Annotated in this window: 26 protein-coding genes and 1 pseudogene; 15 read left to right on the plus strand and 12 right to left on the minus strand. The window is 69.0% G+C overall.

What is annotated here, in order from left to right:
* Positions 1-61: 61 nt before the first annotated feature.
* The 3 genes from nagA to OD750_RS00015 are packed head-to-tail and all read right to left on the minus strand — an operon-like array spanning position 62 to position 3010.
* A complete protein-coding gene (nagA, locus tag OD750_RS00005) occupies positions 62-1201 on the minus strand; it encodes an N-acetylglucosamine-6-phosphate deacetylase (protein WP_263544812.1) in 1140 nt (379 codons plus the stop codon).
* Positions 1201-2247 (minus strand): SIS domain-containing protein, encoded by a 1047-nt coding sequence (locus OD750_RS00010; protein ID WP_263544813.1) that lies wholly within the window; start codon positions 2245-2247, stop codon positions 1201-1203. Before OD750_RS00010 ends, nagA begins: the two co-directional genes overlap by 1 nt.
* 4 nt (positions 2248-2251) lie before the next feature.
* Positions 2252-3010 (minus strand): GntR family transcriptional regulator, encoded by a 759-nt coding sequence (locus OD750_RS00015; RefSeq protein ID WP_263544814.1) that lies wholly within the window; start codon positions 3008-3010, stop codon positions 2252-2254.
* A gap of 151 nt (positions 3011-3161) precedes the next feature.
* Here OD750_RS00015 and zwf point away from each other — a divergent pair, with 151 nt between their 5' ends.
* Genes zwf through eda form a run of 4 tightly spaced genes read left to right on the plus strand, consistent with a single transcriptional unit; the run spans position 3162 to position 7866 of the window.
* Complete coding sequence (gene zwf / locus OD750_RS00020; protein WP_425508198.1) at positions 3162-4640, plus strand: glucose-6-phosphate dehydrogenase; 1479 nt, start codon at positions 3162-3164, stop codon at positions 4638-4640.
* Positions 4624-5367 (plus strand): 6-phosphogluconolactonase, encoded by a 744-nt coding sequence (gene pgl, locus OD750_RS00025; RefSeq protein ID WP_263544816.1) that lies wholly within the window; start codon positions 4624-4626, stop codon positions 5365-5367. Before zwf ends, pgl begins: the two co-directional genes overlap by 17 nt.
* A 31-nt stretch (positions 5368-5398) precedes the next feature.
* Positions 5399-7222 (plus strand): phosphogluconate dehydratase, encoded by a 1824-nt coding sequence (gene edd, locus OD750_RS00030; protein WP_263544817.1) that lies wholly within the window; start codon positions 5399-5401, stop codon positions 7220-7222.
* Positions 7219-7866 carry a bifunctional 4-hydroxy-2-oxoglutarate aldolase/2-dehydro-3-deoxy-phosphogluconate aldolase gene (gene eda, locus OD750_RS00035; protein WP_263544818.1) on the plus strand — a complete coding sequence of 216 codons (648 nt, stop codon included), beginning with the start codon at positions 7219-7221 and terminating at the stop codon, positions 7864-7866. The genes edd and eda overlap by 4 nt, the downstream gene beginning before the upstream one ends.
* On the opposite strand, the gene OD750_RS00040 is transcribed toward eda, so the two are convergent.
* Together OD750_RS00040 and OD750_RS00045 are read right to left on the minus strand one after the other, a co-directional pair.
* Positions 7863-8135: a BrnA antitoxin family protein gene (locus OD750_RS00040; RefSeq protein WP_263544819.1), complete on the minus strand. Its 273-nt coding sequence runs from the start codon at positions 8133-8135 to the stop codon at positions 7863-7865. The genes eda and OD750_RS00040 overlap by 4 nt on opposite strands.
* Positions 8125-8388: a BrnT family toxin gene (locus OD750_RS00045; RefSeq protein ID WP_263544820.1), complete on the minus strand. Its 264-nt coding sequence runs from the start codon at positions 8386-8388 to the stop codon at positions 8125-8127. Before OD750_RS00045 ends, OD750_RS00040 begins: the two co-directional genes overlap by 11 nt.
* A gap of 173 nt (positions 8389-8561) precedes the next feature.
* Here OD750_RS00045 and OD750_RS00050 point away from each other — a divergent pair, with 173 nt between their 5' ends.
* The gene (locus tag OD750_RS00050; RefSeq protein WP_263544821.1) at positions 8562-9545 is read left to right on the plus strand and encodes an OmpA family protein; all 984 of its coding nucleotides are present in this window, start codon (positions 8562-8564) and stop codon (positions 9543-9545) included.
* Positions 9546-9562: 17 nt separating this feature from the next.
* Here the strand turns inward: OD750_RS00050 and OD750_RS00055 are convergent, their stop codons facing one another.
* The 3 genes from OD750_RS00055 to OD750_RS00065 all read right to left on the minus strand — a co-directional run bounded on the left by OD750_RS00055 (position 9563) and on the right by OD750_RS00065 (position 12455).
* Entirely contained in the window at positions 9563-10225 is a 663-nt protein-coding gene (locus OD750_RS00055; protein ID WP_263544822.1) for a GNAT family N-acetyltransferase, read from the minus strand.
* 202 nt (positions 10226-10427) lie between these two features.
* On the minus strand, positions 10428-12056 hold the full coding sequence (locus tag OD750_RS00060; RefSeq protein WP_263544823.1) for an ankyrin repeat domain-containing protein: 1629 nt from the start codon (positions 12054-12056) through the stop codon (positions 10428-10430).
* Positions 12057-12296: 240 nt separating this feature from the next.
* The gene (locus tag OD750_RS00065; protein ID WP_263544824.1) at positions 12297-12455 is read right to left on the minus strand and encodes a hypothetical protein; all 159 of its coding nucleotides are present in this window, start codon (positions 12453-12455) and stop codon (positions 12297-12299) included.
* 1 nt (position 12456) lies between these two features.
* Between OD750_RS00065 and OD750_RS00070 the strand changes: the two genes are divergently transcribed.
* From OD750_RS00070 to OD750_RS00085, 4 genes are all read left to right on the plus strand, one after another.
* Entirely contained in the window at positions 12457-12735 is a 279-nt protein-coding gene (locus OD750_RS00070) for a hypothetical protein (RefSeq protein ID WP_263544825.1), read from the plus strand.
* A 20-nt stretch (positions 12736-12755) separates the two neighbouring features.
* Positions 12756-13025, plus strand: coding sequence for a hypothetical protein (locus tag OD750_RS00075; RefSeq protein WP_263544826.1), 270 nt, complete (start codon positions 12756-12758; stop codon positions 13023-13025).
* Positions 13026-13157: 132 nt separating this feature from the next.
* Complete coding sequence (locus OD750_RS00080; protein WP_263544827.1) at positions 13158-13736, plus strand: anthranilate synthase component II; 579 nt, start codon at positions 13158-13160, stop codon at positions 13734-13736.
* Positions 13733-15511, plus strand: a complete 1779-nt coding sequence (locus OD750_RS00085) for a tetratricopeptide repeat protein (protein WP_263544828.1) — start codon at positions 13733-13735, stop codon at positions 15509-15511. Before OD750_RS00080 ends, OD750_RS00085 begins: the two co-directional genes overlap by 4 nt.
* A gap of 4 nt (positions 15512-15515) precedes the next feature.
* Here the strand turns inward: OD750_RS00085 and OD750_RS00090 are convergent, their stop codons facing one another.
* Complete coding sequence (locus tag OD750_RS00090; protein ID WP_263544829.1) at positions 15516-16028, minus strand: hypothetical protein; 513 nt, start codon at positions 16026-16028, stop codon at positions 15516-15518.
* Between the two features lie 341 nt (positions 16029-16369).
* Here OD750_RS00090 and OD750_RS00095 point away from each other — a divergent pair, with 341 nt between their 5' ends.
* The 4 genes and pseudogenes from OD750_RS00095 (at position 16370) to OD750_RS00110 (ending at position 19553) form a co-directional block, all read left to right on the plus strand.
* Positions 16370-16792, plus strand: a complete 423-nt coding sequence (locus OD750_RS00095) for a hypothetical protein (RefSeq protein WP_263544830.1) — start codon at positions 16370-16372, stop codon at positions 16790-16792.
* Between the two features lie 107 nt (positions 16793-16899).
* Complete coding sequence (trpD, locus tag OD750_RS00100) at positions 16900-17949, plus strand: anthranilate phosphoribosyltransferase (protein WP_263544831.1); 1050 nt, start codon at positions 16900-16902, stop codon at positions 17947-17949.
* Positions 17946-18733, plus strand: a pseudogene (gene trpC / locus OD750_RS00105) (indole-3-glycerol phosphate synthase TrpC). Before trpD ends, trpC begins: the two are co-directional and overlap by 4 nt.
* 166 nt (positions 18734-18899) lie before the next feature.
* Entirely contained in the window at positions 18900-19553 is a 654-nt protein-coding gene (locus OD750_RS00110; RefSeq protein WP_263544832.1) for a haloacid dehalogenase-like hydrolase, read from the plus strand.
* Between the two features lie 54 nt (positions 19554-19607).
* Here OD750_RS00110 and crp read toward each other — a convergent pair whose 3' ends face one another.
* On the minus strand, positions 19608-20312 hold the full coding sequence (crp, locus tag OD750_RS00115; protein ID WP_425508199.1) for a cAMP-activated global transcriptional regulator CRP: 705 nt from the start codon (positions 20310-20312) through the stop codon (positions 19608-19610).
* Positions 20313-20594: 282 nt separating this feature from the next.
* On the opposite strand from crp, the gene speD reads away from it, so the two are divergent.
* Complete coding sequence (speD, locus tag OD750_RS00120; protein ID WP_263544833.1) at positions 20595-21386, plus strand: adenosylmethionine decarboxylase; 792 nt, start codon at positions 20595-20597, stop codon at positions 21384-21386.
* Positions 21387-21551: 165 nt separating this feature from the next.
* On the plus strand, positions 21552-24062 hold the full coding sequence (locus tag OD750_RS00125) for a S8 family serine peptidase (RefSeq protein ID WP_263544834.1): 2511 nt from the start codon (positions 21552-21554) through the stop codon (positions 24060-24062).
* Between the two features lie 4 nt (positions 24063-24066).
* Here OD750_RS00125 and coq7 read toward each other — a convergent pair whose 3' ends face one another.
* Positions 24067-24717: a 2-polyprenyl-3-methyl-6-methoxy-1,4-benzoquinone monooxygenase gene (gene coq7 / locus OD750_RS00130; protein ID WP_263544835.1), complete on the minus strand. Its 651-nt coding sequence runs from the start codon at positions 24715-24717 to the stop codon at positions 24067-24069.
* Between the two features lie 51 nt (positions 24718-24768).
* Positions 24769-25956, minus strand: a complete 1188-nt coding sequence (locus tag OD750_RS00135) for a (Fe-S)-binding protein (RefSeq protein ID WP_263544836.1) — start codon at positions 25954-25956, stop codon at positions 24769-24771.
* Positions 25957-26084 lie beyond the last annotated feature (128 nt).

The following is a 26084-nucleotide window of genomic DNA, read 5'->3' on the forward strand; positions in this document are numbered from 1 at the left end:
AGCTTGCGCTGGGATGACGAGCAACGGAGACGAGCAAAGAACGAGGAACCGCAGCGGACCGCTAGTTGCCCTGCCCGCCAATCCACGTTGCACGAATCGTCAATTCGTCATCGAGCGCGACGAAATCGGCCGCGTAGCCGGCCGCGATGCGCCCGTGGCTGGCGCCAAGACCCAGGAATTGCGCGGGATACGTCGACGCCATGCGCGCGGCTTCCGCGAGCGGCAGCCCGACGTGCCGCACCGTGTTGCGGACCGCCGCGAGCATGTCGAGCGCCGAACCGGCAAGTACGCCGTCGGGATTGAGCAGCGCGCCGTCGACGAGCTCGACGCGGCGGCCGTCGAGTTCGAACCAGGGCCGGTCCGAGCCGACCGGCGGCATCGCATCGGTGACGAGAAACATCCGGCCGCGCGGTTTCGCCGCGATCGCGATGCGCAGCGTCGCCCAGTGCACATGGTGACCGTCGACGATCAGGCCGCACCAGCTGTCGGCGTGATCGAGCGCCGCGCCGACGACGCCGGGCTCGCGGCTCGTCAGCGGCGTCATCGCGTTGAAAAGATGCGTCACGCCGCGCACGCCGGCGTCGAGCGCGCGCCGCGCGGTTGCGTAGTCGGCGGCGGTGTGGCCGGCCGCGACGATCACGCCGCGCGCGATCAACGACGCGAGCTCTGCATCGCCCACGCGTTCGGGCGCGAGCGTCACGAGCGTCACGCCGCGCCGGCCCGAGGCGACCAGCGCCACGTCCTCGTCATCGGGACGCAGAAACTTCGTCGCGTCGTGCGTGCCCTTGCGCTCCGGCGCGAGATAGGGGCCTTCCAGATGCACGCCGAGCACGCCCGGCACGCCGGCGTCGATCGCGGCGTCGGTCGCGTCGATGGCCGCGCGCATCACGTCGCGGTCGTCCGAGATCAGCGTCGGCAGAAAACCCGTGGTGCCGTAGCGCCGATGCGCCGCGCCGATCGCGCGGATGCCTTCGACGGTCGGCTCGTCGTTGAACAGCACGCCGCCGCCGCCGTTGACCTGGCAGTCGATGAAACCCGGCACGAGATACGCGCCTTCAAGATCGACGACGCTCGCCGCGGCCGCGCGCGGATCGTCGCGCGATACGACGGCGGCGATGCGCGCGCCGTCGACGAGTACGGCGAGCCCGGTCGCGAAGCCGTCGTCGGTCAGCACGCGGGCGTTGAGCAGCGCCTGTGTCATCAGACGGTTTCCGTCACTTTGTTCAGATGCGGCGGCACGTCGGGATTGTGCCCGCGCCGCACTGCGAGCGCATTCACGGCGCGATAGAACTGGCGCACCGCGACGAGCGGCGCGCAGACCGGGTGCATGGGCGCGCCGAGCGGCAGGTTCGCGCCGACCGGATCGCCGGGCGCCGCGACCCACACGTGCGCGCCGCGCTTGCGGAATTCGTCGGCCACCGCGAGCGTGCCGGCGAGCGTGCCGTCGTCCTGGCCGAACGCGAGCACCGGAAAATCCGGGCCGACGAGTGCCATCGGACCGTGCTTCACCTCGGCCGAGCTGAAGCCTTCGGCGTGCAGGCCGCTCGTTTCCTTGAACTTGAGCGCGGCCTCCTGCGCGGCGCCCAGGCCCAGGCCGCGGCCGAGTACGAACAAGTTGCGCGCGTTCGCGAGACCGTCGACGAGCGACGCCCAGTCGTGGCGCCACGCGGCGCGCATCGCGTCGGGTACGCCCGCGAGCGCCGCGCGCAGCGTCGCGTCGCCTTTCCACTCTGCCGCAATGTGCACGATGGCCGACAGCGAACACAGATAGCTCTTCGTCGCGGCCACCGACAGCTCGGGGCCGGCATGCAGCGCGATCACGTCGTGCGCGGCCGCCGCGAGCGGCGAGTCGGCGACGTTGACGAGCGCGACGACGTGCGCGCCGGCGTCGCGCGCGCGTTCGGCGTTGCGCACGAGATCGGGGCTCTTGCCCGATTGCGAGATCGCGACGAACAGCGCGCCTTCCAGGCGCAGCGGCGAGGCGTAGACCGAACTGACCGACGGCGACGCCGACGCGGTGGGGAAGCCCAGTTCGGTCTCGAACACGTATTTGGCGAACGTCGCGGCGTGATCGGAACTGCCGCGCGCGCAGGTCACGACGAAGCGCGGCGGCGTCTCGCGCAGGCGGCGCGCGAGCGCGCCGACGGCTTGCGCGTTCGCCGCGAGCTGCGCGGCGATGCGGTCGGCGGCCTCTTCGGCTTCGCGGTACATGTGCGTGGATTGCGGATCGAGGGTCATGAGAGACATCCGGTCAGGTCGCGTCGCCCGTCAGTTCGGCGACGAAGTCGTAGGCGTCGCCGCGATACCACGAGCATGTGAACTCGACGGCGCGGCCGTCGTCGAGAAAACTGCGGCGTTCGATCAGGAGGCCCGCGGCGCCCGCGGGCACGTTGAGCTGTGCGGCCTGGTCCGCGTCGAAATTCACCGCGCGCAGGCGCTGCAGCGCGCGTTGCGGACGGCAGCCGTATTTGTCGAGGGTTTCGTACAGCGAACTCGTCACGAGCTGCGGATCGGGCAGAAACGACTGCGGCACCGCGGTGCGTTCGATCGCCAGCGGCTGCTCGCCGGCATAGCGCAGGCGAAAGATGCGCGCGACGCGCGTACCCGGCGACAGCGACAGCGCCATCGCCTCGTCCGGCGTCACCTCGCCGAGGCTGCGCTCGAGAAACACCGAGCGCGGCTTCATGCCGCGCGCGCGCAGGTCGTCGGAAAAACTCGTCAGACGCGAAAACGACTTGACGATGCGCCCGGCCACGAACGTGCCGGCGCCGTGACGCTGAATCAGCACGCCGTCGTCGACGAGCCCGGCGATGGCCTTGCGCACCGTGACGCGCGACAGGTCGAGCAGGGTCGCCAGGTCGCGCTCGCTCGGCAGCGCCGAACCCGGCACGAGATCGCCGTCGCCGATCGCGCGCTCGATCAGGCGGCGCACGCGCAGCCACGCCAGATCGCGCTCGCCGGCCGTTTCGCGGCCGATGCGGTGCCAGGTTTCGAGGAGGGCGGTCGACATGTCCAGAACAATACCAGTACATAACCAGTGCCGTAAAGCCGACCGATAGCAACGCTACCGTCTGTCGATAGGTATCGGTGTCAACGACGGGGTAGCGAGGCGTGGTATTTCAGTGGTATGTTCGTCGGCAATGCGGCGGCGAGGCGTATCCGTGACTACCCAGGCACCACCGGTCGAGGCGTTCGACCTCGTGATCTTCGGCGGCACCGGCGATCTCGCCGTGCGCAAGCTGCTGCCGGGGCTGTTTCATCGCTATACCGACGGGCAGATCCGGCCCGGCAGCCGCATCATCGGCGTGGCGCGCGACGCGCTCGGCGAATCGGAGTACCGCGAACGCGTGCGCGCCGCCGTCGAGAAGGGCGCCGGCGACGAGGCGAAGAATGGCGACGCCGTCGCGACCTTTCTCGAACTCGTCGACTATGTGGCGCTCGACGCGCGTAAGGACGCCGGCTGGGCGCAGTTCGCGCAGAAGCTCGCGCTGACGCCCGAGCGGGTCTGCGTGTTTTATCTCGCGACCAGCCCCGAAATCTTCGTCGAGATCTGCGAGCGCCTGCGCGAGCACGGCCTCAACACGGGGCAGGTGCGCGTGGTCGTGGAAAAGCCGATCGGGCGCGATCTCGCCTCCGCCGCGGCGATCAACGACGCGGTCGGCCGCAGCTTCGGCGAGCACCAGACGTTTCGCATTGACCACTACCTCGGCAAGGAAACGGTGCAGAACCTCATCGCGCTGCGCTTCGGCAACGCGCTGTTCGAGCCGTTGTGGAACGCCGAACATATCGACAACGTGCAGATCACCGTCGCCGAATCGATCGGCGTGGAGATACGCGGCGCGTTCTACGACGGCGCCGGCGCGCTGCGCGACATGGTGCAGAACCATCTCCTGCAGCTGTTGTGCATGGTCGCGATGGAGCCGCCCGCATCGCTCGCGCCCGATGCGATCCGCGACGAAAAGCTCAAGGTGCTGCGCGCGTTGAAGCCGATCGACGAATCGAACGCGGCGCAGCTCTCGGTGCGCGGGCAGTATCGCGCCGGCGCGTCGAACGGCGGTGCGGTACCGGGCTATCTCGAGGAAATCGGCAAGCGCGAATCGCGCACCGAAACGTTCGTCGCGCTCAAGGCCGAAGTGCGCAACTGGCGCTGGGCCGGCGTGCCGTTCTACCTGCGCACCGGCAAGCGCATGCCCGAGCGCGTGTCGGAAATCGTCATCACGTTCCGCGCGATCCCGCATTCGATCTTCACCGAGCAGGCCGGGCCGATCTTCGCGAACAAGCTCGTCATCCGCCTGCAGCCCGACGAGGGCGTCAAGCTCATGGTGATGAACAAGTATCCGGGCCCCGGCGGCCTGCGTCTGCGCGAGGTGGCGCTCGACATGAGCTTCGCCGAGACGTTCGGCGTGCGCTATCCGGAAGCGTACGAGCGCCTGCTGATGGACGTCGTGCGCGGCAACCCCACGCTGTTCATGCGCCGCGACGAAGTGGAGGCGGCATGGGCGTGGGCCGATCCGATTCTCAAGGCGTGGGAAGGCATGCAGGACGGACCGAAGCCGTACACCGCGGGCACCTGGGGACCGAGCGCGGCGGTCGCCCTGATCGAACGCGACGGACGCAACTGGCATGAAGACGGCTACTGACGGCGACTGCGCGCGCGATCTCGCCGCGAACATTCGCGAAGTGCGGCACGGCGGCCGCGAACCGCTCGCGCAGGCGCTCGCCGCGGCCGTCGCGGACGATCTGCGCGCCGGCATCGCGCAGCGTGGCGTCGCGTCGCTCGCGGTATCGGGCGGCAGCACGCCGCGGCTGTTCTTCGATCATCTGGCACAGGAAGATCTCGACTGGTCGCGCGTCGTCGTGACGCTCGTCGACGAGCGCTGGGTGCCCGAAACCGACGCGCGCTCGAACGCCGCGATGGCGCGCAAGGCGCTGTTGTCGAACGGGTCGGGCCGCGCGCGCTTCGTACCGCTGTACGACGACGCGCCCGATCCCGAAAGTGCGCTCGACGTCGTCGACGCGCGCCTCGACGACGTGCCGCTGCCGTTCGACGCGGTCGTGCTCGGCATGGGGCTCGACGGCCACACCGCCTCGTTCTTTCCGCACGGCGACCGTCTGGCCGCGGCGCTCGATCCGCGCGGCGAAGCGCGCGTGATCTCGATGCGCGCCGAAGCCGCGGGCGAGCCGCGCATCACGCTGACGCTGCCGACCCTGCTTGCGACGCAGGCGCTGTATCTCCACATCGAAGGCGACACGAAGGCGCAAGTGCTGGCGCAGGCGCTGGCCGCCGATGCGACGGCCGAAGAGTTTCCGATCCGCGCCGTCGTGCGCTACGCCGGAGAGCCCGTGCGGCTCTACTGGTGTCCGTAACCCCCTTGCGCGCCACCCGCCGGAGAGCGCCATGCCGCTGAATGCCATTGTAGAAAAAGTCACCAACGACATCGACGCGCGCAGCCGCGACACGCGCGAGCGGTATCTGTCGCGCATCGACGCGGCGCGCATCGACGGCTCGCGCCGCAATCGCCTGTCGTGCGGCAACCTCGCGCACGGATTCGCCGGCTGCGCGCCCGCCGACAAGGCGCGGCTGCGCGACGGGGTCGCGCCGAATCTCGGCATCGTCACCGCATACAACGACATGCTCTCGGCGCACCAGCCGTACGAGCGCTTTCCGGCGCTGATGCGCGAACACGCGTACGCGATCGGCGCGACGGCCGAAGTCGCCGGCGGCGTGCCGGCGATGTGCGACGGCGTGACGCAGGGCCGCATCGGCATGGAACTGTCGCTGTTCTCGCGCGACGTGATCGCGCTGGCGACCGGCATCGCGCTGTCGCACGACATGTTCGACGCGGCGCTGTACCTCGGCATCTGCGACAAGATCGTGCCGGGCCTGCTCGTCGGCGCGCTGCGCTTCGGCCATCTGCCGGCGGTGTTCGTGCCCTCGGGTCCGATGCCGAGCGGCGCGTCGAACGACGAGAAGGCGAAGGTGCGCCAGCGCTACGCCGAGGGCAAGGCCGACCGCGCCGAACTGCTCGACGTCGAGGCGCGCTCGTACCACGCGCCGGGCACGTGCACGTTCTACGGCACGGCCAATTCCAACCAGATGCTGATGGAGATCATGGGCCTGCAGCTGCCCGGATCGAGCTTCGTGCCGCCGAACAACGAACTGCGCGACGCGCTGACGCGCGCGGCGGTCGAACGCGCGGCGGCGCTGACGTCGCTCGGCGACGACTATCGGCCGGTCGGCCGCCAGATCGACGCGCGCGCGCTCGTCAACGGCGTGGTCGGCCTGCACGCCACCGGCGGATCGACGAATCACCTGCTGCATCTCGTCGCGATCGCGCGGGCCGCGGCGTTCGACCTGCGCCTCGAAGACTTCGACGCGCTCGCGTCGGTCGTGCCGCTGCTCGCGCGCATCTACCCGAACGGCAGCGCCGACGTGAACCATTTCCACGTCGCGGGCGGCATGGGTTTCCTGATCGCGCAGCTGCTCGACGTGGGCCTGCTGCACGACATCCCGACCGTCGCCGGCGGCAGCCTCGATGCGTACCGGCAGACGCCGTTTCTGGACAAGGATAAAAAGCTCGGCTGGGGCATCACGACGCCGGCGACGCTCGATGCGTCCGTGCTGCGGCCGGTCGCCGAACCGTTCCGCGCCGACGGCGGGCTGCGCCTGCTCGAAGGCAACCTCGGCCGCGCGGTGATCAAGGTGTCGTCGGTACCGGAAGACCGCTACGTGATCGAAGCGCCGGCGCGCGTGTTCGAAGAACAGGAAGACGTCGAGCGCGCGTTCAAGGCCGGCGAGCTCGATCGCGACGTCGTCGCGGTCGTGCGCCATCAGGGGCCGCGCGCGAACGGCATGCCGGAGCTGCACAAGCTGACGCCGGCGCTCGGCGTGCTGCAGGCGCGCGGGCATCGCGTCGCGCTCGTGACCGACGGGCGTATGTCCGGCGCGTCCGGCAAGATTCCCGCGGCGATTCATCTCACGCCCGAAGCGTCGACCGGCGGCCCGATCGGCAAGCTGCGCGACGGCGACGTGATCCGTCTCGACGCGCGCGCCGGCACGCTCGAGGTGAAGGTCGATCCGGCCGAATGGGCCGCGCGCGTGCCGCACGGCCGCGACCTGTCGTCGCATCACCACGGGCTCGGCCGCGAGATGTTCGCGATCTTCCGCCAGGCGGTCGGTCCGGCCGACCGCGGCGCCAGCATTTTTGGAGAAATGGAATGAGCGACGCGATCGCGGGCAAGCAGGCATCCGTCGAGCGCGTGCTGCGGCTCGGTCCGGTCGTAGCGGTCGTCGTCGTGCGCGAGCTGGCGCACGCCGTGCCGCTCGCGCGCGCGCTCGTCGCCGGCGGCGTGAAGGCGGTCGAAGTGACGCTGCGCACGCCGGTCGCGCTCGACGCGATCCGCGCGATCGCGGCCGAAGTCGAAGGCGTCGCGCTCGGCGCCGGCACCTTGCTCGCGCCGCGCGATTTCGACGCGGCGCTCGCGGCCGGCGCGACGTTCGCGGTGTCGCCGGGATCGTCGCCGCTGCTGCTCGACGCGGCCGACGACAGCGCGCTGCCGTATCTGCCGGGCGCGGCGACCGCGACCGAGGCGATGACGCTCGCCGAGCGCGGCTACCGCTGGCAGAAATTCTTTCCGGCGGTGCCGGCCGGCGGCGTCGAATACCTCAAATCGCTCGCGAGCCCGCTGCCGGGCATCGGCTTCTGCGCGACGGGCGGCGTCAGCGCGAGCGCGACGCCGGCGTGGCTCGCGCTGCCGAACGTCGTCGCGGTCGGCGGCTCGTGGCTGACGCCGCACGATCTCGTCGCCGCCGGCAACTGGCCGGCGATCGCGGCGCTGGCGCGCGAGGCCGCCGCATTGCGCTAAACCGCCTGCAGTTCCTCGCGCAACACCTGGCGCAGCCGCTCTTCGGTCAGCGGCACCTCGTGCGGCTTGAGGTACTCGCGCAGCGCACGGTTGATCTCGGTCTGGTAGCCGGTACCCGCGGCGGCCGCGCGTCGGCGGTATTCCTCGATCACGTCGCTGTCGAGCATGATCGTGATGCGGGTTTTCGGCCCGGCCTGTTCGCGCAGCTTGGTCAGATGCGGAACGTTCTTGGCGCGTTTGGCTTTGGAAAAGTCGTTGTCAGTTTTCATAGGCCCCGGTCTCATTCTTCGTTGCCTTGCGGGCGGAGATCAGTCGTACGGTTTCCTCGCGTAGCGTGTAAACCACGACCAACAATCGCCCTCGGGCGCTCATGCCGAGCACGATCCAGCGGTGCTCGCCCTCACAGTCGTCCTCCATCGCCAGCGCGTTTTCGTCGAGCAACGAGGATGCTGCCTCCTCGAAACTGACGCCGTGCTTGTGTTCGTTCGCGGCGGCTTTGAAAGGGACGAATGCGATCTGCATGAGCAAACTATGCATATAAAATATGTATTGCGCAAGCGGCCACCAACGGTTCGTTCAGCCACCGTCTTGCAACGCGCGTCATGGAAACGCGCGCCGCGAACGGTCGAGAATCGGCGGATGTTCGCGGCGTCGCCGATGCTGCGGTTCGTACAAATCCGGAAGGGAACTCTGCCATGAGCAAGAATTTTTACCGTTTGTCGGCGCTGGCCGTTCTTGTCGCGGGCACCACGCACGCGCAGACCATGCCGCCCGACGCGCCCGGCGCGCAGGACCACGCCGCGATCAGCCGCTACGCCGGCTCGTGGCTCGTCGCGCAGGAAACGCGTCCGTTCGACCAGGTGAAGCTGCCGTCGGGCAACGACGTCGCGACGGTCGAAGGCCGCGTGACGCGACTGTTCTACGTCGGTCCTGCCGGCAAGTCGGTGCTCGAAGTGCAGCGCAACTACGAGCAGGCGCTCGAAGCCGCCGGCGGCACGCGCCGCGACGGCTGCGCCGACGACGCGTGCGGACGCCGGCCGTTCAAGCCGCTGCGCGATCTGTTCGCCGATCCCAAGCTGCCGAAGGCGCAGCTCGAAGGCTGGAGTCCGATCACGCTGCTGCAGCAGTGGCAGGAGGCCGGCACCGAGCGCTACTGGTACGGCACGGTGAACACGCCGAACGGCGCGCTGCACGTCGCGGTGCTGACGGCAAAGCCCGGCACGATCGCGCTGTCGAGCAAGTACGCCGCGACCGTCATCGAAATCGTCGAGCCGAAGGCGATGGACGCGGGGAAAGTGACGGTCGATGCCGGTGCGCTGACGAAGGGGCTCGAAGCCGAGGGCAAGGTCGCGCTGTACGGCCTGACGTTCGACACCGGCAAGGCGACGATCAAGCCCGAGTCGGCCGCGCAGCTCGAACAGATGGCGCGCGTGCTGCAGGGCAACGCGTCGCTCAAGGTGCACATCGTCGGACACACCGACAACCAGGGCGCGCTCGACACGAACCTCGCGCTGTCGAAGGCGCGCGCGCAGGCCGTGGTCGACGCATTGGCGACGACGTACAAGGTCGACGCGCGGCGTCTTTCGGCCGCGGGCCTCGCGAGCTACGCGCCGGTCGCGAGCAACGCGAACGATGCGGGCCGCGCGCGCAATCGCCGCGTCGAAATGGTGGTGCAGTAACCGGTCGCGGCGGCCGGTTACGCCGGCCGCTGCGTGCGCCAGAACGGCAGCGTCGCGTCGACGACGAAGCCGAGTCGGCGATACAACGCCACCGCGCGCGTATTCGACGCACTGACGTGCAGAAACGCGCGGTCGCCGCGCGCCTGCGCGCCGGCCGCGACGTGCAGTGTCAATCGCGCCGCGTAGCCGCGGCCGAGATGATCCGGATGCGTGCAGATCGCGCTGATCTCCTGCGCGTCGTGCGTCGCCATGCGTTCGCCGGCCATCGCGACGAGGCGTCCGTCGACGCGGATGCCGACGTAGCGGCCGAGCAGCCGCGTGCGCGGACGGAAGAAAAACGGATACGCGATGCCGGTGAGTTCGAGCATGTCGGGCACGTCGACGTCGCGCAGTTCGAGCACGGGTTCGTCCGGCGCCGCGACGGGCGTCGGCAGCCGCATCTGCAGGATGTCGCCGACGGGTTCGGCGACGAGGCCGTCGGGCAGCACGTCGACGACGAAGCCGGCTTCGCCGGGCGCCATCAGTGCGACGACGTCGGCCGCCGCGACCGAGGCGTCGGCCACCGCGAAAAACGGCGCGACATCGCCGGGATAGCGCCGCGCACGCGCGTCGCCGATCGCGAGCGGCGCATGGCGCGTGGTCAGCGCCTGCCAGACGGGGTTGCGGATGATGGCGCTCATGTCTCGAATCCGGTCGATATCAGTGCCTGTACTGTCGGGATCGGCCAACGCGGAGACAAGACCCGACGCGGAACTTCGCTCGATTCATCCGCTCGACTCGCCACCGGCGTACCTCGAGCCCGCGGCAGCAGGGCTGCGAGAACGCCAGTCGGCGCGCGTCGAGCGGCGCAATCCGGTTCGCGAGCAACGACGATTGAGCGAGTCACTGCTTGTGTTCGTCGAGCCATGCCACGACACGCGACCAATGCCTGGAAGTGGCGTACTCGCGAAAACTCGATTCGTGGTCGGAGAGCTTGGACAAATCCGATCCCGCGTCCAGCAGCAGCATCGCGACGTCTTCGTTTGCTGCGCCGCCGAGCGCGGGCAAACCGTATTTGCCGGGCGTCGATGCGTCCGCGCCTTCTTCAAGCAGGTAACGCACGAACGCGACGTCGCCGGCGCCGGCTGCTCGATGCAACAGCGTGTCGCCGTTCGCCGCGGCCGCGTGCAGGTCGCATCCCTGCGCCGCCAACCACTGCGCGATCTTCAGACCCTCCCATTTCGCCGCGCCGTAGGGCTTTTCCAACAGCAGCGTTACCGGGACGCGTTTCGCGGTTTGTTTCCCGCTCTCGTCTTCGTCGTCGAATTCGAGCGACGGCGTTGCGGCGTTTGCGGCAGACCAGACGCGCTGAACCGATGCCAGCCTTGCGCCTTTTATGGCGGCGCGAAATGCGGCGTCGACTTTCGCGCGATCTATCTGGCCGCGGGTTTCAAGCGCGCCGTTCGCGATCAGAGCATCGGCAGTCTCGGCTTTGCCGTTTTCCAGCGCGATATCCAGCAGAGTGCCGGTACGCTGGCGCCATGCACCTTGCGACGGCTTGCCATCGTCACGCGCGCCGCGTTGCAGCAGGCGCAGCACGGCCTTGTCGCTGTCGCCCTCGCGTTCCGCCACCGATCGCCAGAGCAGGGCGGTGCCTTCGGGCGATGCGAAGTCGAATCCTTCCTGATCGAGCAGGTCGACGGTTTCCACGGAGAGGCGTATCCAGCGATCGGTCTTTGCCGCCGCATCGATCTCGCGCTCGAATTCGCTGATCGCCACCGGCATGCCGACCATTTCGCCGACATAATCATGGATGCGATGCGAACGTTCGCCCGCCTTGATCGTGACGGTTTGGCTCGGATTGTCGGTGATCGGCGCGATGTATTCGGTTTTCGACGACCAGATGTTCTTCGTGTGCATGCTTTCGACCAGTCGCGCGACCTCGGCGGTCGGGATTCGATAGCGGTGTTCGCCTTCGACGTCCACGAACGCCCTGCCTTTGTACGTCACACTGCCGTCGCCGCGAATTTCGACCGTATAGCTCGGGCACGAGCCGAAACAGGCGGTGCGTTCGAGCCCGATCACGAACTGGTCGAGCGGCACGTCCACCGGCGACGCGGTCGATTCGACGCGTTCGACCTCGCGGACGTTCTCGGTAACGATCGCCGCCGCCGATCGACCGTCGGCGAACGGTCGATAGCGCACGTCGGCGAGCTTTTCCAGCCAATTGCGCCGCTGCCTGTTCAGTGGCGCCTTCTTGCCGAAGTCGTTGACCAGTCGATAGCAATCCACGTTGCCGTTCGCGTTGATCCGCAAGGCCATCTCGAATCCCCAGAGATGCCCCGGACCGTCGCCACGGTCATATTCGACCGGCGGGATCGATCCCTCGCGATGTGACGCGACCTCGTCGTCGGACGGCACGTATCCGAGCAACTGGTCGGGCCGGCATTCCGGGATCGGCGGAGTCTCGGGCGCTGCAGTGATCGCGACGGCCCAAAGCATCGTGGTGGTGATTTCAAGAATCGATAGCATGGATGCGTGGCCCCGGTCGTCTGCCGCGTTGTCGATGCACGTCGTCGTAGCGCGAGTGCGCGAAATGCGCAAGTCGGACAGCTGAGCGCGCGTGTTCGTTCACGAGAGGCATCGAGGATCGGCTCGGGCGTTCGTGCCGGAATACGAAAATGCGCGTAGTGCCAAGGTATACCGCGATCGGCGCGACGCCGTCGGCGCCCGGAGTCTGCGCGTTGCGATGCTGCTGAAGTTTTTGGTGCGCTACTCTTTCACTTGGCCGGCGATGCGATCCAGATTCGCGTTCACGCGCGACAGCAGCGCGAACAGCTGATCACGTTCCTTCTCGCTGAAACCCGCCAGCGCCTTGAGGCTGGTCGACCGTTCGCATCCGACGCTGTCGCGACTGGTCGGGCGCGGCAAGATGAGCGCGGAGGGCGACGGCAAGGCGCTCATTGCGCAGCGCAACGGCAACGCCCACATTCACGGCTACGCCATCTTCCGCGTGCCGGCCGACTGGATCGGCAAACGGTTCGACTTCGCGTCGCCGACGGCAATGCGGCAGGCGCTCCTGCAAGAGTTCCACGGCTACGCCGACGAGATACGCGATCTGTTCCGCGCGGCGAACGACTCGTTCGCGGAGCGGCCGATCTACGCGCTGCCGAGGGTCACTGCTGGACGAACCGGCGCGGCCTCACCTTGATCGGCAATGCGGCGCACGTCATGTCGCCATTCGGCGGCGACGGCGTCAACAATGCGATGCTCGATGCCGCAGAGCTTGCGCGCCTGTTGAGCGAAAGGGCGGATTGGCTCGAAGCCGTCGCCGAATACGAACGCCTGATGTTCGTGCGCGTCGCGGAATCGGCAGAAGGCGCTGCCGACGCGGCGGCGACGTTGTTGTCGCAAGACGGGCAGGCGCTGACGCTCGCGACGTACCGCAGCCATGCCGCAACCGGGCAGCCGACCGCGTGCAGGGCGGTTCGCCGCGCATGATCGCTTCGCATCCGTACCGGCGCGGGCGCTTTCGCATATCCATTGCGACCCGCCCCGCGCTCATGCGACGCTGAACCCTTCGCCGTGCCGCGACGTCCGCGGCGCGGCGCCCTCTGCGACGCGGTGAATCCCTTGCTTTTGATGATCGACAACTACGACAGCTTCACCTGGAACCTCGTGCAGTACTTCGGCGAGCTGGGGCAGGACGTCACCGTCGTGCGCAACGACGAGTGGACCGTCGACGCGATCGCCGCGTCCGGCGCGAGCCGCGTCGTCATTTCGCCCGGGCCGTGCACGCCGAACGAGGCCGGCGTGTCGCTCGAACTCCTCGCGCGGCTGTCCGGCACGCTGCCGATCTTCGGCGTGTGCCTGGGCCATCAGGCCATCGGTCAGGCGTTCGGCGGCAAGGTCGTGCGCGCGCGGCAGATCATGCACGGCAAGACCTCGATGATTCATCACGCCGGCCGCGGCGTGTTCCGCGACCTGCCGAACCCGTTCGAGGCCACGCGGTACCATTCTCTCGTCGTGGAAAAAGAATCCTTGCCCGACTGCCTGGAAGTCACCGCGTGGACGCAGCGCGACGACGGCGCTATCGACGAGATCATGGGCCTCAAGCACAAGACGCTCGCCGTCGAAGGCGTGCAGTTCCACCCCGAATCGATCCTGACGCAGCACGGCCGCGAACTGCTCGGCAACTTTCTCGCCGCATGATTGCCGCCGCCGCGTGGTGGCTGGGCCTCGCGCTCGCCGCGTCCGACCCCGCGCCCGTCGAGCGCTGCCGCGCGCTGCAGCAGCGCGAACCGCGCGAGGCGATTGCCGCATGCGACGCGGCGTTCGCGTCGCTCGACGTGAAAACCAACGCCGAGCTCGCCGAGGAAATGCTGTTTCGCCGCAGCGACGCGCAGGCCGCGACCGGCGACTTTGCCGCGGCATCGGCGACGCTCGATCGCGCCGCCGCGATGCCGCCGGACCCCGCGCGCTGGATGCACGATTTCCGGCTCGAGCGCCGCCGCGGCATTCTCGAATACCGGCAGGGCCGCTACGCCGCCGCGCTGCCGCTGTTTCGCGCCGCGCGCGAGCGCGCCGCGGCGCACGACGACGCCACCGCGCTCGGCCAGAGCGACAACGATATCGGCAACGCGCTGCGCCGCATCGGCAGCTATCGCGAAGCGCTCGCGGCGTATCTGTCGAGCCTCGAGAACAAACGCCGCGCCGGCGACAAGCACCTCGGCGCGCTGCTGACGAACCTCGGCGATCTCTACCGCGACCTCGGCGACATTCCGGCGTCGCGCACGCGCTACGAAGAAGCGCTCGTCGACTACGAACGCGACGGCCGCACGCTCGATCGCGCGCATACGCTCGACGCGCTCGGCACGCTGATGCTCGACGCGAAGGACCACGACGCCGCCGCGCGGTATCTCGGCGACGCGCAGGCCGCGTTCGCGCAGCTCGGCGCGCGTTCGGACGAGATGCGCATCTGCGCGCGGCTCGCGCGCCTCGCGCTCGATCGCGGCGATGCGCGTGCGGCCGACGCGGCGCTCGCGCGCGGCACGGCGCTCGCGACGGAACTGAACCTGCCGCCGTCGCCCGACCTGTCGCTGCAGGCCGCGCGCGCGAAACGCGCCGCCGGCGACATGCGGGGTGCCGAAACGCTGCTCGCGGCGGCCCTCGGCCGGCTCGCGGCCGACGCGCCCGAGCGCGTCGCGCTGCTCCAGGCGCGCGCGGAAACCGCCGCGGCGGCCGGCGATACGGCCGGTGCCTATCGCACCTACGTCGAGTTTCATGCGGCCGACGCCGCGCACCGCGATGCCGAACACGATCGCGAACTGACCGAACTGCGCGTGCGCTTCGACGTCGCCGAAAAGGAGCGCGCGCTGCAGCGCCTCGCCGACGAGAACGCGCTCGCGGCGCTGTCGCTGCGCTATCGCACGAGCCAGCTCGCGCTGGTCGGCGCGCTCGCGCTCGCGGGTTTCGCGGTGTTCGCCGCGCTGTTCTACCGCGTGCGGCAGCGCGCGCGGGCGCAGGCCGCGGCGCTCGAAGCCGAACGCGACGGCTATCGCCGCGCGCTCGAAGCGCTCGGCGGCGACGAACCGGCGGCGGCCGGCGACGCGGACAGCGAACCCGAAGCCGTCGCGGACGCCGCGCCCGTACCGTCCGGCGACGACGACACGTTCCGCCGCGATCTCGTCGAGCTCATGCTCGCGACGGTCGAGGCGTGGGAGCGCGCGACCGGCACGACGCGCATCGAACTCGCCGAAAAGAGCCGCGTCTGGCGCGTGACGATCGACGAGGGCCGGCTGCGCGTGCGCGCGATGGAGCGCTATCTGTCGCTGGCCAAGCTGCCGCGCCAGCCGCGCTGGCGCGAGGTGCTGCGGTCGGCGTATTTCGTCTTGTCCGAATGCGCGCTCGAGGCCGATGCGCGCGCCGATCTGCGCCGGCGCGCCGACGCCGTGCAGGCCGTCGTGCGCCGGCGCGCGTTGCGCTGAGCCGTCAGCTTTCCGGCGAGTTCCCCACCGGTATCGCCGGCGAGCATTTCGCGCAGACGCCCTGCACGCCGGCCGACTTTTTGTAGCGCGCGTGGTGAAGGGTCGACAGGAAAAACTGCGGACCGTAGACGATCGGTGCGACGCTGCCGAATTCTTGGCCGGGGCTGGACGTCGCAGGGCGTCCGGCGACGGACGTCGTACCCGGAACCGGTTCGGCGTACTGGTCGCAATGCGCGACGACCATCAGCGCCGCCTTGCCGTAGTCGTCGTCGAAATTGCCGCACGATTTGAGGCTGTTGCAGGTCGGTGTCGGCGTCGTCTGCGCGTGCGGGCGCGGGTCGGGACAGTTGCCGGCCTCGACGCACGCGACCCAGGCGTTGATATCGGCCTCGGCGAACGCGAAAGACGCGACGTTCGTCGCCAGGCCGTTCTGGCACCAGTTCGCGCTCGGCAACGGATCGTGCGCCCAGGCCGACGTCGCGAACAGCGCGACCAGGCCGCTTGCCAGGTACTTCATCGTTTCTCCCCTTGGAATGGTGCCCCGCGCCGCCCGCCGCGGCGCGAGGTGGCGCAAGCGTCCGGCGTGTCGCGCCGGACACGCAAGCGCCGGAGCGGGTCAACGCGGGAACGAACTCGCGCAAGCCGTTGTTTTTGTGGGAAGTCGGCGGGCGCGAGTCGCGAGAGACGTTAGCGCATGGAATCCCAGCGCGAAACAGCCGCTTGCGCGGCGAAACCGCCGCCGGCGTCCCGGCGCGTCCCGCTTCGACCCGGTTTTTCGCTCGCGGCGTGCCGCGCAGCCGGTCGAGCATGGATCACCGCGGCGCGGTCGCGTCGCCGGCTACCCACAGGAGATCGTTCATGCGTTCCATGCTTCGCCTCGCCGCCGCCGCGGCGCTCGTGCTGTCGATCGGTACCGCCCACGCCGACCAGGCGCCGAATTCGCCGTGGTACTACGCCGGCGGCGCCGACCTGATCGAGCCGGGCCATACGGTTTGGACCAACGCCGGCATCACCGTTCAGAGCAACACGTACGCCGGTTGCGTCGCGCAGCTCAACTACGATCTCGACTACCGCCTCGACAACGGCTGGACGCTGCACCAGCTCCATCCGTGCCACATCGTGCGTCCGGGCTTCGGGGTCGGCGTGCCGGCCGACCGCGTGCTCACGCGCGACGACCTCGCGGACATCGTCGAGGGCACGACGGTGCTGCGCGAGCGCTATCGCATCGACCAGTTCGAAACCGAGATCAACAAGCTGCTGGGCCTGCAGCCGCAGCGCTGATCCGCGGCGCGCCCGGCGGATGCCCGCCGGGCGCTTATGCCGTCGCCGCCGCTGACCTTTGCGGCGGGACTCCTTATCATGCCGCTTCGTTCCGACGGAGCCGGCCGGTGCCGATCACCCCGCAACAGGCGCTGCAGCGCACTATCGAACACCGCGAGATCTTCCATGACGAGATGGTCGATCTGATGCGCCAGATCATGCGCGGCGAGGTGTCGCCGACGATGGTCGCGGCGATCACGACCGGGCTGCGCGTCAAGAAGGAAACCGTCGGCGAAATCGCCGCGGCGGCGCAGGTGATGCGCGAAATGTCGCTCAAGGTCGACGCGCCCGCGTATCCGTATTTCGTCGACATCGTCGGCACCGGCGGCGACAGCGCCAATACGTTCAATATCTCGACGTGCTCGATGTTCGTCGTGGCCGCGGCCGGCGTGAACGTCGCCAAGCACGGCAATCGCAGCGTGTCGTCGAAATCCGGCAGCGCCGACGTGCTCGAAGCGCTCGGCGCGCGCATCGACCTCGACCCCGCGGCCGTCGCCGCGTGCCTCGCCGACACGCGCATCGGCTTCATGTTCGCGCCGAACCATCATCCCGCGATGAAGGTGGTCGCGCCGGTGCGCAAGGAAATGGGCGTGCGCACGCTGTTCAACATCCTGGGCCCGCTGACGAATCCGGCGGGCGCGCCGAACATGCTGATGGGCGTGTTCCATCCCGATCTCGTCGGCATCCAGGTGCGGGTGCTGCAGAAGCTCGGCGTGCGTCATGCGCTGGTGGTGCACGGCAAGGACGGCCTCGACGAAATCTCGCTCGGCGCGTCGACGCTCGTCGGCGAGCTGCGCGACGGGCAGGTGAGCGAATACGAAATCCATCCCGAAGAACTCGGCTTCGCGATGGCGTCGTCGCGCCAGCTCGCGGTGGCCGACGCCGACGAATCGCGCCGGCGCGTGATCGAAGTGCTCGACAACCAGCCCGGCGTCGCACGCGACATCGTCGCGCTGAACGCCGGCGCCGCGCTGTACGCGGCCGATCTCGCGGCGTCCATCGCCGAAGGCGTCGCGCTTGCCGACGAGGCCATCGCGACCGGCGAGGCGCGCGCGAAACTCGACCAGTTCGTCGTCGCCACGCGACGGCTGGCACCGGCAATCAAGGACGATCGATGAGCGACATTCTGAAGAAGATCCTCGCGCGCAAGGCCGAGGAAATCCGGGCGCGCAGCGAAAAGTCTCGCTGCGCGAGCTGTCGGCACGCGCGGCCGACGCGCCGCCGGTACGCGGTTTCGTCGACGCGCTGCAGGCGAAAGTGGCGGCCGGGCAGGCCGCGGTGATCGCCGAGGTCAAGAAGGCGAGCCCGAGCAAGGGCGTGATCCGGCCCGACTTCGATCCGGCCGCGATCGCGAAGAGCTACGAAGCGGGCGGCGCGGCGTGCCTGTCGGTGCTGACCGACGTCGACTTTTTTCAGGGCAGCGACGCGTACCTGCAATCGGCGCGCGCGGCGTGCGCGCTGCCGGCACTGCGCAAGGATTTCACGATCGACGCGTACCAGGTGTACGAGGCGCGCGTGCTCGGCGCCGACTGCATCCTCTTGATCGTGGCCGCGCTCGGCGACGCGGCGCTGGCGGAGCTGTCGACGCTCGCGCTGGAACTCGGCATGGACGTGCTGGTGGAAGTGCACGACGCCGAAGAACTCGACCGCGCGCTCGCGGTGCCGGCGCCGCTCGTGGGCATCAACAACCGCAACCTGCGCACGTTCGACGTGACGTTGGAGACGACGCTGGCGCTGCGCGACCGCGTACCGGCGGATCGGCTGCTGGTGACGGAGAGCGGCATCGTTACGCCGGACGACGTGGCGTTGATGCGGGCGAACGACGTGCAGGCGTTTCTGGTGGGCGAGGCCTTCATGCGGGCGGCGGAGCCGGGTGAGGAATTGCGGCGGTTGTTTGCATGACTCGTGCGCCGACGGTGCGGCGCGAATACTCCCTCTCCCCCGACGCCGTCGGGGGAGAGGGGCGGGGTGAGGGGGCGGCGCCGGAGTCTGCGTCGATCTCGACGAAGTGCGAAGCGTCGCCCCCTCTCCCAGCCTCTCCCCCAAGCGAGCTTGGGGGAGAGGGGTCGTGACTCCCCGCACCATCCTCTTCGACTTCGACGGCGTCCTCGTCCGCAAGGACAGCTTCGGCAGCTGGCTGCGCGACCGTCTGCGCCGCGAGCGCTGGCGCATCCTGCCGCTGCTGCCGATCGTGCCTTTCATGCCGCTGTTCTTCGCCACCGTGCGCGGCACCGGGTGGATGGCGCGCGTCGCCGTGCGGCTCGCCACCGCCGGACTGACCGAGGCCGAATTCCTCGCCGACATCCGTACCTTCGGCCGCCGCTTCGTCGCGCGGCCCGGCATGCGCGTCGACGGTGCCGTCGCGCGCGTGCGCGAGCACGTCGCGGCCGGCGACCGCGTGCTCGTCGTCAGCGCCTGCGCGCAGCCGCTGCTCGATACGATCCTCGCCGAACTGGGTCTGGCCGACGTCGAGGCGATCGGCTCGGACGTCGCGATCGGGCGCTTCGGCGTGCGCGCCGCGTTTCACAACTACGGCGCGAACAAGCTCGTGGCGCTCGCGAAACGCGGCGTCGCCGCCCCGTGGGACGTCGCCTACAGCGATTCGCGCGCCGATCTGCCGATGCTGCGGCACGCGCAACAGGCGGTGCTGGTGAACCCGTCGGCGCGCGACGAGCGCGCGGTGCGCGCCGTGCTCGGCGGCGTCGCCGTCGAGCGTCTGTAGGCCTTGCGGGGGACGGAAAGCGGCGTGCGCCGCTTTCCGGCGTAAAGCGATGCCTCAGCGCGTACCGAGCACCACGATCGTCTTGCCGGAGACCGTGATCATGCCGCTCTCCTCGAGCTGCTTGAGCACGCGGCCGACCATTTCGCGCGAGCAGCCGACGATGCGGCTGATTTCCTGGCGCGAGATGCGGATCTGGCTGCCTTTCGGGTGCGTCATCGCGTCGGGTTCTTCCGTCAGGTCGATCAGCGTCTTGGCGACGCGGCTCGTGACGTCCATGAACGCGAGGCGGCTGACCTTGCGCGAGGTGTGCAGGAGACGGTTGGACAGCTGCGAACCGATCGCGAACAGGATCTTCGGGCACTCGGCGGCGAGCGTGGTCTCGAACAGCTGGAACAGGCGTTCGTAGCTGATTTCGGCGAGCTCCACCGGCGTGCGCGAGCGCACCATCACCTCGCGGCGCGGGGTTTCGACGAACAGGCCCATCTCGCCGATGAACTCGCCGCGGTTGATGTAGGCGAGGATCAGCTCGCGGCCTTCCTCGTCTTCGGTGAGGACGGTGAGCGAACCGTCGATGATGTAATAGAGGATGTTGGCCGAGTCGCCCGGCCGGATGATGGCCGTCTTGCTCGGATAGCGCCGGCGGTGGCATTGGCCGAGAAAGCGCTCCATCGCCGGGCGATCGGGCACCAGCATCGGCGGCGCCTGAACCTTGTTGACGGCTTGCTGCAGGTTGTAGCGGAAATCGGCCACTTTCAACATCCCCAAAGTTCCCCGGGTCGGCATCGTGCGAACGCGGCCTGCGGCCGCGAGTGGCGGGGGCCGGCGGCCGCCCGCGCGACGGACCGCCCCCCGGCAGGGTCCGACGCAAGCTGGCATCTTATTCGATAGCGAGCCGGCGCACGAGGCGCAGATTGCGTGCCGTATGGGCTACCTTGGTCGCTGTATGAACGGGCTTGACGACAAAGCATGTAAACCGTAACCCAATTGGTCCATAATCCGCGCCCTTTCCTGCCACCCCCGGCCTGAGCGAGGAAATCCGCCGTGGTCAAACCGCTTCCGCGACTGAAGCTTCAGGGTTTCAACAACCTGACGAAAGCGCTCAGTTTCAACATCTACGATATCTGCTATGCGGTGACGCCGGAGCAGCGCGACCGCTACATCGAGTACATCGACGAGCAGTACGACGCGGACCGCCTGACGCAGATCCTGACGGACGTCGCCGAGATCATCGGCGCGAACATCCTGAACATCGCGCGCCAGGACTACGACCCGCAGGGCGCGTCGGTCACGATCCTGATTTCCGAGCAGCCGGTCATCGACAAGAAGGCCGCCGGCAAGGACGTCATTTCCGACGCCGTGGTCGCGCACCTGGACAAGAGCCACATCACCGTCCACACGTATCCGGAAACGCATCCGCACAACGGCATCGCGACCTTCCGCGCGGACATCGACGTGGCCACCTGCGGCGTCATCTCGCCGCTCAAGGCGCTCAACTACCTGATCGAAAGCTTCGAGTCCGACATCGTCACGATGGACTACCGCGTGCGCGGCTTCACGCGCGACGTGAAGGGCCGCAAGCACTACATCGACCACAAGATCAATTCGATCCAGGACTATCTGGCCAAGGGCATTCGCCAGAAGTACGAAATGTTCGATGTGAACGTGTATCAGGAAAACATTTTCCACACGAAGATGCACGTCAAGGAGTTCGACCTCGACACGTACCTGTTCGAAGCCAACGCGTCGGACCTGTCGTTCAAGGAGCGCCTGCGCATCGAGCAGCGCCTGAAACTCGAGATCGAAGAACTGTTTCACGGCCGCAACCTGACGTGATCTGAACGATCCTCGCAAGAACCGAAACGAACCCCGCGCATCGCCGCGGGGTTCGTCGTTTCGGCAACCGGCGATACGCATTCGTGTCGAGTTTCATCGACGATTCGACATTCGCGCAACGCGAACGGACTAAGATTTCGCGTCAGCCCCGCACCGGACCGCGCCATGCAAAACCCGCTCGTTCGCGCCGCGCTCGCGGCCGTGCTCTTCGTCGCCGCGCACGCCGCATCCGCCGTCGACGCGCCGCTCATGCCGACGCCGGACAAATCCGGCGTCGACGCCGTCGCCGCCAAGATCCACGCGCAGCTGCGCGACGCGGCGTCGCCGCGCGGCGTGTCGCTGCCGCGCGCGATCGCCGGCGACGGCGCGCTGCTCGTCGAAGTGCGGTTCGCCGACGCCAAACGCGCGCGCGACGTGCTCGCCGCGAGCGGCGCCGACGTGCGCAACGCACTCGGCGCGGCGACGTTCGAAGCGTCGATCGCGCCCGACCGCCTGCGCGACCTCGCCGGCGACGCCGACGTCGTGACGATCGCGCCGGCGCGCCTCGTGCGGCACCTCACCGGTTCGCGCAACAGCGAAGGCGTTGCGGCGTCGCGCGGCGACCGCTGGATTACCGGCGGCTACGACGGCGCGGGCGTGGGTATCGCCGTGATCGACGGCTTCAACGGCAACGGCGCGATTTCGCTGCAGAACGCGAACGACTGGCCGCCGAGCAATCGCATCACCAAACTCGACTACAAGACCTTCGGCGGCACGCCGCCAGCGGGCTGCAACCCGACGTCGTTCGGCTGCCTCGGCGTGCCGCACGGCAACGCCGTGCTCGAAATCGTCTACGACCTCGCGCCCGCCGCGACGTACCGCGCGTACGACACGGTCACCGTCGGCGACTGGCGCCGCGCGATCCTCGACGCGGCCAATCTGTCCAACACCGGCGGCTCGCTCGGCGCGGTGCGCGCGAACATCATCACCGCGTCGCTCGGCGCGCCGCTCGACGGCAAGGGCGACGGCAGCGCGCTGCCGGGCTCGATCGCCGAAGCCGCCGGCTGGGCGCGCAATCGCGGCGTGTTCGTGATCAACGCGGCCGGCAACGAACGCGAAAACCACTGGGGCGGCGAGTTCCGCCTCGCGTCGGGCGGCGGCAACTTCCATACGTGGAACGGGTCGACCACACAGGTCAACGACTTCGTGTTCGGCAACGGCAACGACAACCTGCCGTGCCTGCCGGCCGGCGAAACGATCAGCGTCGATCTGTACTGGTCGAGCTGGCAGACGCCCGGCAGCACGCACGACTACGACCTGTTCCTGTATCGCCGGGTCAACAGTTCGACCTGGGAAGGCACGCCGGTCGCGCAGTCGACGTTCACGCAGAACGGCGGTTCGGGCCAGACGCCGCAGGAACAGGTGCAGTACGTCACGACGAGCAGCGGTACCACGGCCGGCTGCCCGGCCGGCCAGGCGCGCTACGGCATCGCCGTGACGCGCGTGAACTCGACGTTCAATCAGGACAATTTGCAGGTTTTCTCCAATTTCCCTTTGCGCTATCGCGTCGCCGAACGCAGCCTCGGGTTTCCGGCCGACTCGCCGGAAGTGTTCACCGTGGCCGCGATCGACGTGACCAACGGCACCACGACGCCGCAGGAGTGGTTCAGCTCGCAAGGCCCCGTGCTCGGCGCCGGCGGCGTGCTGCCGTCGAACCCGAATCCGCAGAGCGACACGAACCTCAAGCCCGACGTCGCGAGCTACGACAACGTCACCACCGTCAGCTACGGCAACGGCGGCACGAGTCCGCCGCAGCCGACGGCGTTTCTCGGCACGTCGGCCGCGACGCCGCACGTCGCCGGCATGGCCGCGGCGTACATGCAGCGCGTGGGCATACCGGCGACGGAATCGGCGCTCGACACGACGATCGTCACGCCGCTGCGCACGCTCGCCGCGCTCGGCACGAACGACCTCGGCACGTTCGGCAAGGACTACCAGTACGGCTACGGGCGCCTGCGCTTCCAGCGCGAAACGTCGCTCGCCTGGCAGCAGCAGCCGGGCAACGTCAGCGTCAACGCGGCGATTTCGCCGGCCGTGCAACTGCGCGTGCTCGACGACGAAAGCCAGCTCGTGCCCGTGGGCATACTCGGCAATGCGACCCTCGTGCTTGGCAACGATCCGACCGGCGTCGCCGTGCTGACCGGCGGCGGCAGCAAGCCGCTCGTGCAGGGCGTGGCGACGTGGAACGCGCTGTCGATCAACGTCGCCGGGAGCGGCTTCACGCTGCGCGCGAACGCGACCGGATTGCCGCAGACGACGAGTTCGGCGTTCAACGTGCTCGGCGGCAGCGCCGCGCGCCTGCGTTTCGTCGCCAGCCCCGGATCGGCGCTCGCCGGCGCCGCGATCGCGCCGGCGCTGCAGGTGCGCGTGGAAGACAACGGCGGCAACCTCGTGACCGGCGACAACACCACGACGATCAACCTCTACAGCGCGCTGTGCAACGGCACGCCGGTGAAGGGCGGCACGGCGACGGCCGTCGGCGGTATCGCGACGTTTCCGAACGTGCGGCTGTACCGCACCGGCGTCGCGCAACTGCAGGCGACGTCCGGCGCGCTCAATCCCGCCACCACGCAGACGTTCGCGGTGACGACGAATCCCGAGCTGATCTTCGCCGACGTGTTCGAATGCCTGCCCTGAAGCACTAGATGCGGTAAGCGACCTTCTTCATCGCCGTCGCCGCGAACCGCATCAGCGCGGGGATCGGCGACGGCAGCAACTTGGCGCCGGCCGCGAGCGCGTTGTCGGCGTGGCGCGCTTCGTCGTCCTTCATCACCGCGACGATCGCGCGGCTGCGGCGATCGTCGGTAGGCAGGCCGTCGTCGGCGAGATGCTCGTCGAGATGCGCTTCGACCTGACGCTCGGTCTCGACGACGAACCCGAGATTCCAGCCGTCGCCGCGCAGACCGGCGACGAGGCCGATCGCGTACGAACCGGCGTACCACAGCGGGTTCAGCAGGCTCGGACGGCTGTCGAGCTCGTCCAGGCGCTCGTGGCACCACGCGAGGTGATCGGTTTCTTCCTGCGCCGCGTGCAGCAGCTGCTCGCGCGTATCCGCGTCGCGCGCGACGGCCGCCTGGCCCTGGTACAGCGCCTGTGCGCACACCTCGCCGGTGTGGTTGATGCGCATGAGGCCGGCGGCGTGGCGGCGCTGCGTGTCGTCGAGCGCGGCCTGCGGCAAGTCGGCGGCCGGGTTCGCGCGCTCGGCATGCGGACGCGCGCCGAGCGCGGTGGCGAGCGCGTGGTCGATTTCGGCGAAAACGCGATCGAGCGTCGAGTAGTGGCGGCTGAACATGGGGGTTCCGGCGAGGCGTATGGGTTCGAATTCGGGGCTGGGTCGCGCGATTCAATCGTCGAGCTGTTCGGCGAGCACCGTCGCCGCGTGCACGACGCGAATCGTGCGCGGGCCGCGGCGCAGCGCATTGTCGAGAAACGCGCGGCAGCCGATATTGGCCGTGATCAAGAGATCGGGCGCAAGCGCTTCGACCTCGGTCACACGCTCGGCGCGCAACACGTCGGCGACGCGCGGGTGTTCCAGAAAGTAACTGCCGGCAGCGCCGCAGCAGCGCGGCTGATCGGCGAGCGGCGCGAGCGCCAGAGAAGGAATGCGGCGCAGCAGCGCGGTCATGGCCTTTGCCGACTTCGACACGTTCGCGACGCTGCACGGCACGTGTACCGCCGCGCGGCGCGTCAGCGGCCGAAAGCGCAAGGTATCGAGCGCCGCGTCGGCCGCGAGGAATTCGCCGATCTCGCGCACGCGCGACCCCGCGAGCGCGTGATCGCGCAGGCTGCCGAAACAGCCCGAAGCGGTGACGACGACGGTATCGACACCCGCGAACGCCGCGCGCGTGGGCGCCGAATCGCACAGCGCCTGCGCAAGGTCACCCGCGTGACGCGAAAGCGCCCCGCAGCAATGCGGCGCATCGGGCACGACGACGTCGTAGCCGAGCGCGACGAGCAGGCGCCGCGCCGCCGCGTGCGTATCGCGATCGAACGCCGAGGCGATGCAGCCGAGAAACAGGCCGATGCGGCCGCGCGACGCGGCGGGCTTCGTCGCGGCATTGAAGCGTGGCACCGCCGGCACGCGAGGCAACTCCGCCGCGAGCCGGCCGAGCGACGAATCGCGCCCGACCACGCGCGGCAGCCAGCGCGGCGCTCCGATCGCGGCGCCGAGGCGCGCCAGCGAGCGCAACAGCCGCGGCCGGCGCGACAGCCAGGCGACGGCCGGCAGGCGGCGCGCCGGCGGATGGGCGGCGCGGGCGGCCACGATGATCTCGCCGTATTGCACTTTGGAAGGACACACCGCCTCGCAGCTCAGGCACGATAGGCACTGGTCCAGATGCGCCTGGGCGGCCGGCGAGGGCGCCAGGGTGCCGGTGGCGAGCGCCTTGGCCAGCGCGATGCGGCCGCGCGGCGACTCGGCCTCGACCGCTTCGACGCGGTAGGTAGGGCAATGAGGCAGGCAAAGGCCGCACATCACGCATTGATCGGCCAGCGCGGCGAGGTCGGGCGGGGCGGGGGAGTGGACAGGCATCCGGATCATGCTAGCATTCGCGCCCCCGGCCGCTCGGCCTGGGCGAATGTGTGGGATCAGCGCCCCGGGGCTTGCACGCACCGGTATCAGCCGCTATCATCCCGCGCCTTTCCCTGCCCCTTTTGGCA

The organism is Tahibacter soli, from assembly GCF_025717065.2.
Classification (GTDB): Bacteria; Pseudomonadota; Gammaproteobacteria; order Xanthomonadales; family Rhodanobacteraceae; genus Tahibacter; species Tahibacter soli.

Coding starts and splice junctions, on each gene's coding strand:
- nagA (WP_263544812.1), bottom strand. CDS start 1,201: ATGACACAGGCGCTGCTCAACGCCCGCGTGCTGACCGACGACGGCTTC.
- OD750_RS00010 (WP_263544813.1), bottom strand. CDS start 2,247: ATGTCTCTCATGACCCTCGATCCGCAATCCACGCACATGTACCGCGAA.
- OD750_RS00015 (WP_263544814.1), bottom strand. CDS start 3,010: ATGTCGACCGCCCTCCTCGAAACCTGGCACCGCATCGGCCGCGAAACG.
- pgl (WP_263544816.1), top strand. CDS start 4,624: ATGAAGACGGCTACTGACGGCGACTGCGCGCGCGATCTCGCCGCGAAC.
- edd (WP_263544817.1), top strand. CDS start 5,399: ATGCCGCTGAATGCCATTGTAGAAAAAGTCACCAACGACATCGACGCG.
- eda (WP_263544818.1), top strand. CDS start 7,219: ATGAGCGACGCGATCGCGGGCAAGCAGGCATCCGTCGAGCGCGTGCTG.
- OD750_RS00040 (WP_263544819.1), bottom strand. CDS start 8,135: ATGAAAACTGACAACGACTTTTCCAAAGCCAAACGCGCCAAGAACGTT.
- OD750_RS00045 (WP_263544820.1), bottom strand. CDS start 8,388: ATGCAGATCGCATTCGTCCCTTTCAAAGCCGCCGCGAACGAACACAAG.
- OD750_RS00050 (WP_263544821.1), top strand. CDS start 8,562: ATGAGCAAGAATTTTTACCGTTTGTCGGCGCTGGCCGTTCTTGTCGCG.
- OD750_RS00055 (WP_263544822.1), bottom strand. CDS start 10,225: ATGAGCGCCATCATCCGCAACCCCGTCTGGCAGGCGCTGACCACGCGC.
- OD750_RS00060 (WP_263544823.1), bottom strand. CDS start 12,056: ATGCTATCGATTCTTGAAATCACCACCACGATGCTTTGGGCCGTCGCG.
- OD750_RS00070 (WP_263544825.1), top strand. CDS start 12,457: ATGAGCGCGGAGGGCGACGGCAAGGCGCTCATTGCGCAGCGCAACGGC.
- OD750_RS00075 (WP_263544826.1), top strand. CDS start 12,756: ATGTCGCCATTCGGCGGCGACGGCGTCAACAATGCGATGCTCGATGCC.
- OD750_RS00085 (WP_263544828.1), top strand. CDS start 13,733: ATGATTGCCGCCGCCGCGTGGTGGCTGGGCCTCGCGCTCGCCGCGTCC.
- OD750_RS00090 (WP_263544829.1), bottom strand. CDS start 16,028: ATGAAGTACCTGGCAAGCGGCCTGGTCGCGCTGTTCGCGACGTCGGCC.
- OD750_RS00095 (WP_263544830.1), top strand. CDS start 16,370: ATGCGTTCCATGCTTCGCCTCGCCGCCGCCGCGGCGCTCGTGCTGTCG.
- crp (WP_425508199.1), bottom strand. CDS start 20,312: ATGTTGAAAGTGGCCGATTTCCGCTACAACCTGCAGCAAGCCGTCAAC.
- OD750_RS00125 (WP_263544834.1), top strand. CDS start 21,552: ATGCAAAACCCGCTCGTTCGCGCCGCGCTCGCGGCCGTGCTCTTCGTC.
- coq7 (WP_263544835.1), bottom strand. CDS start 24,717: ATGTTCAGCCGCCACTACTCGACGCTCGATCGCGTTTTCGCCGAAATC.
- OD750_RS00135 (WP_263544836.1), bottom strand. CDS start 25,956: ATGCCTGTCCACTCCCCCGCCCCGCCCGACCTCGCCGCGCTGGCCGAT.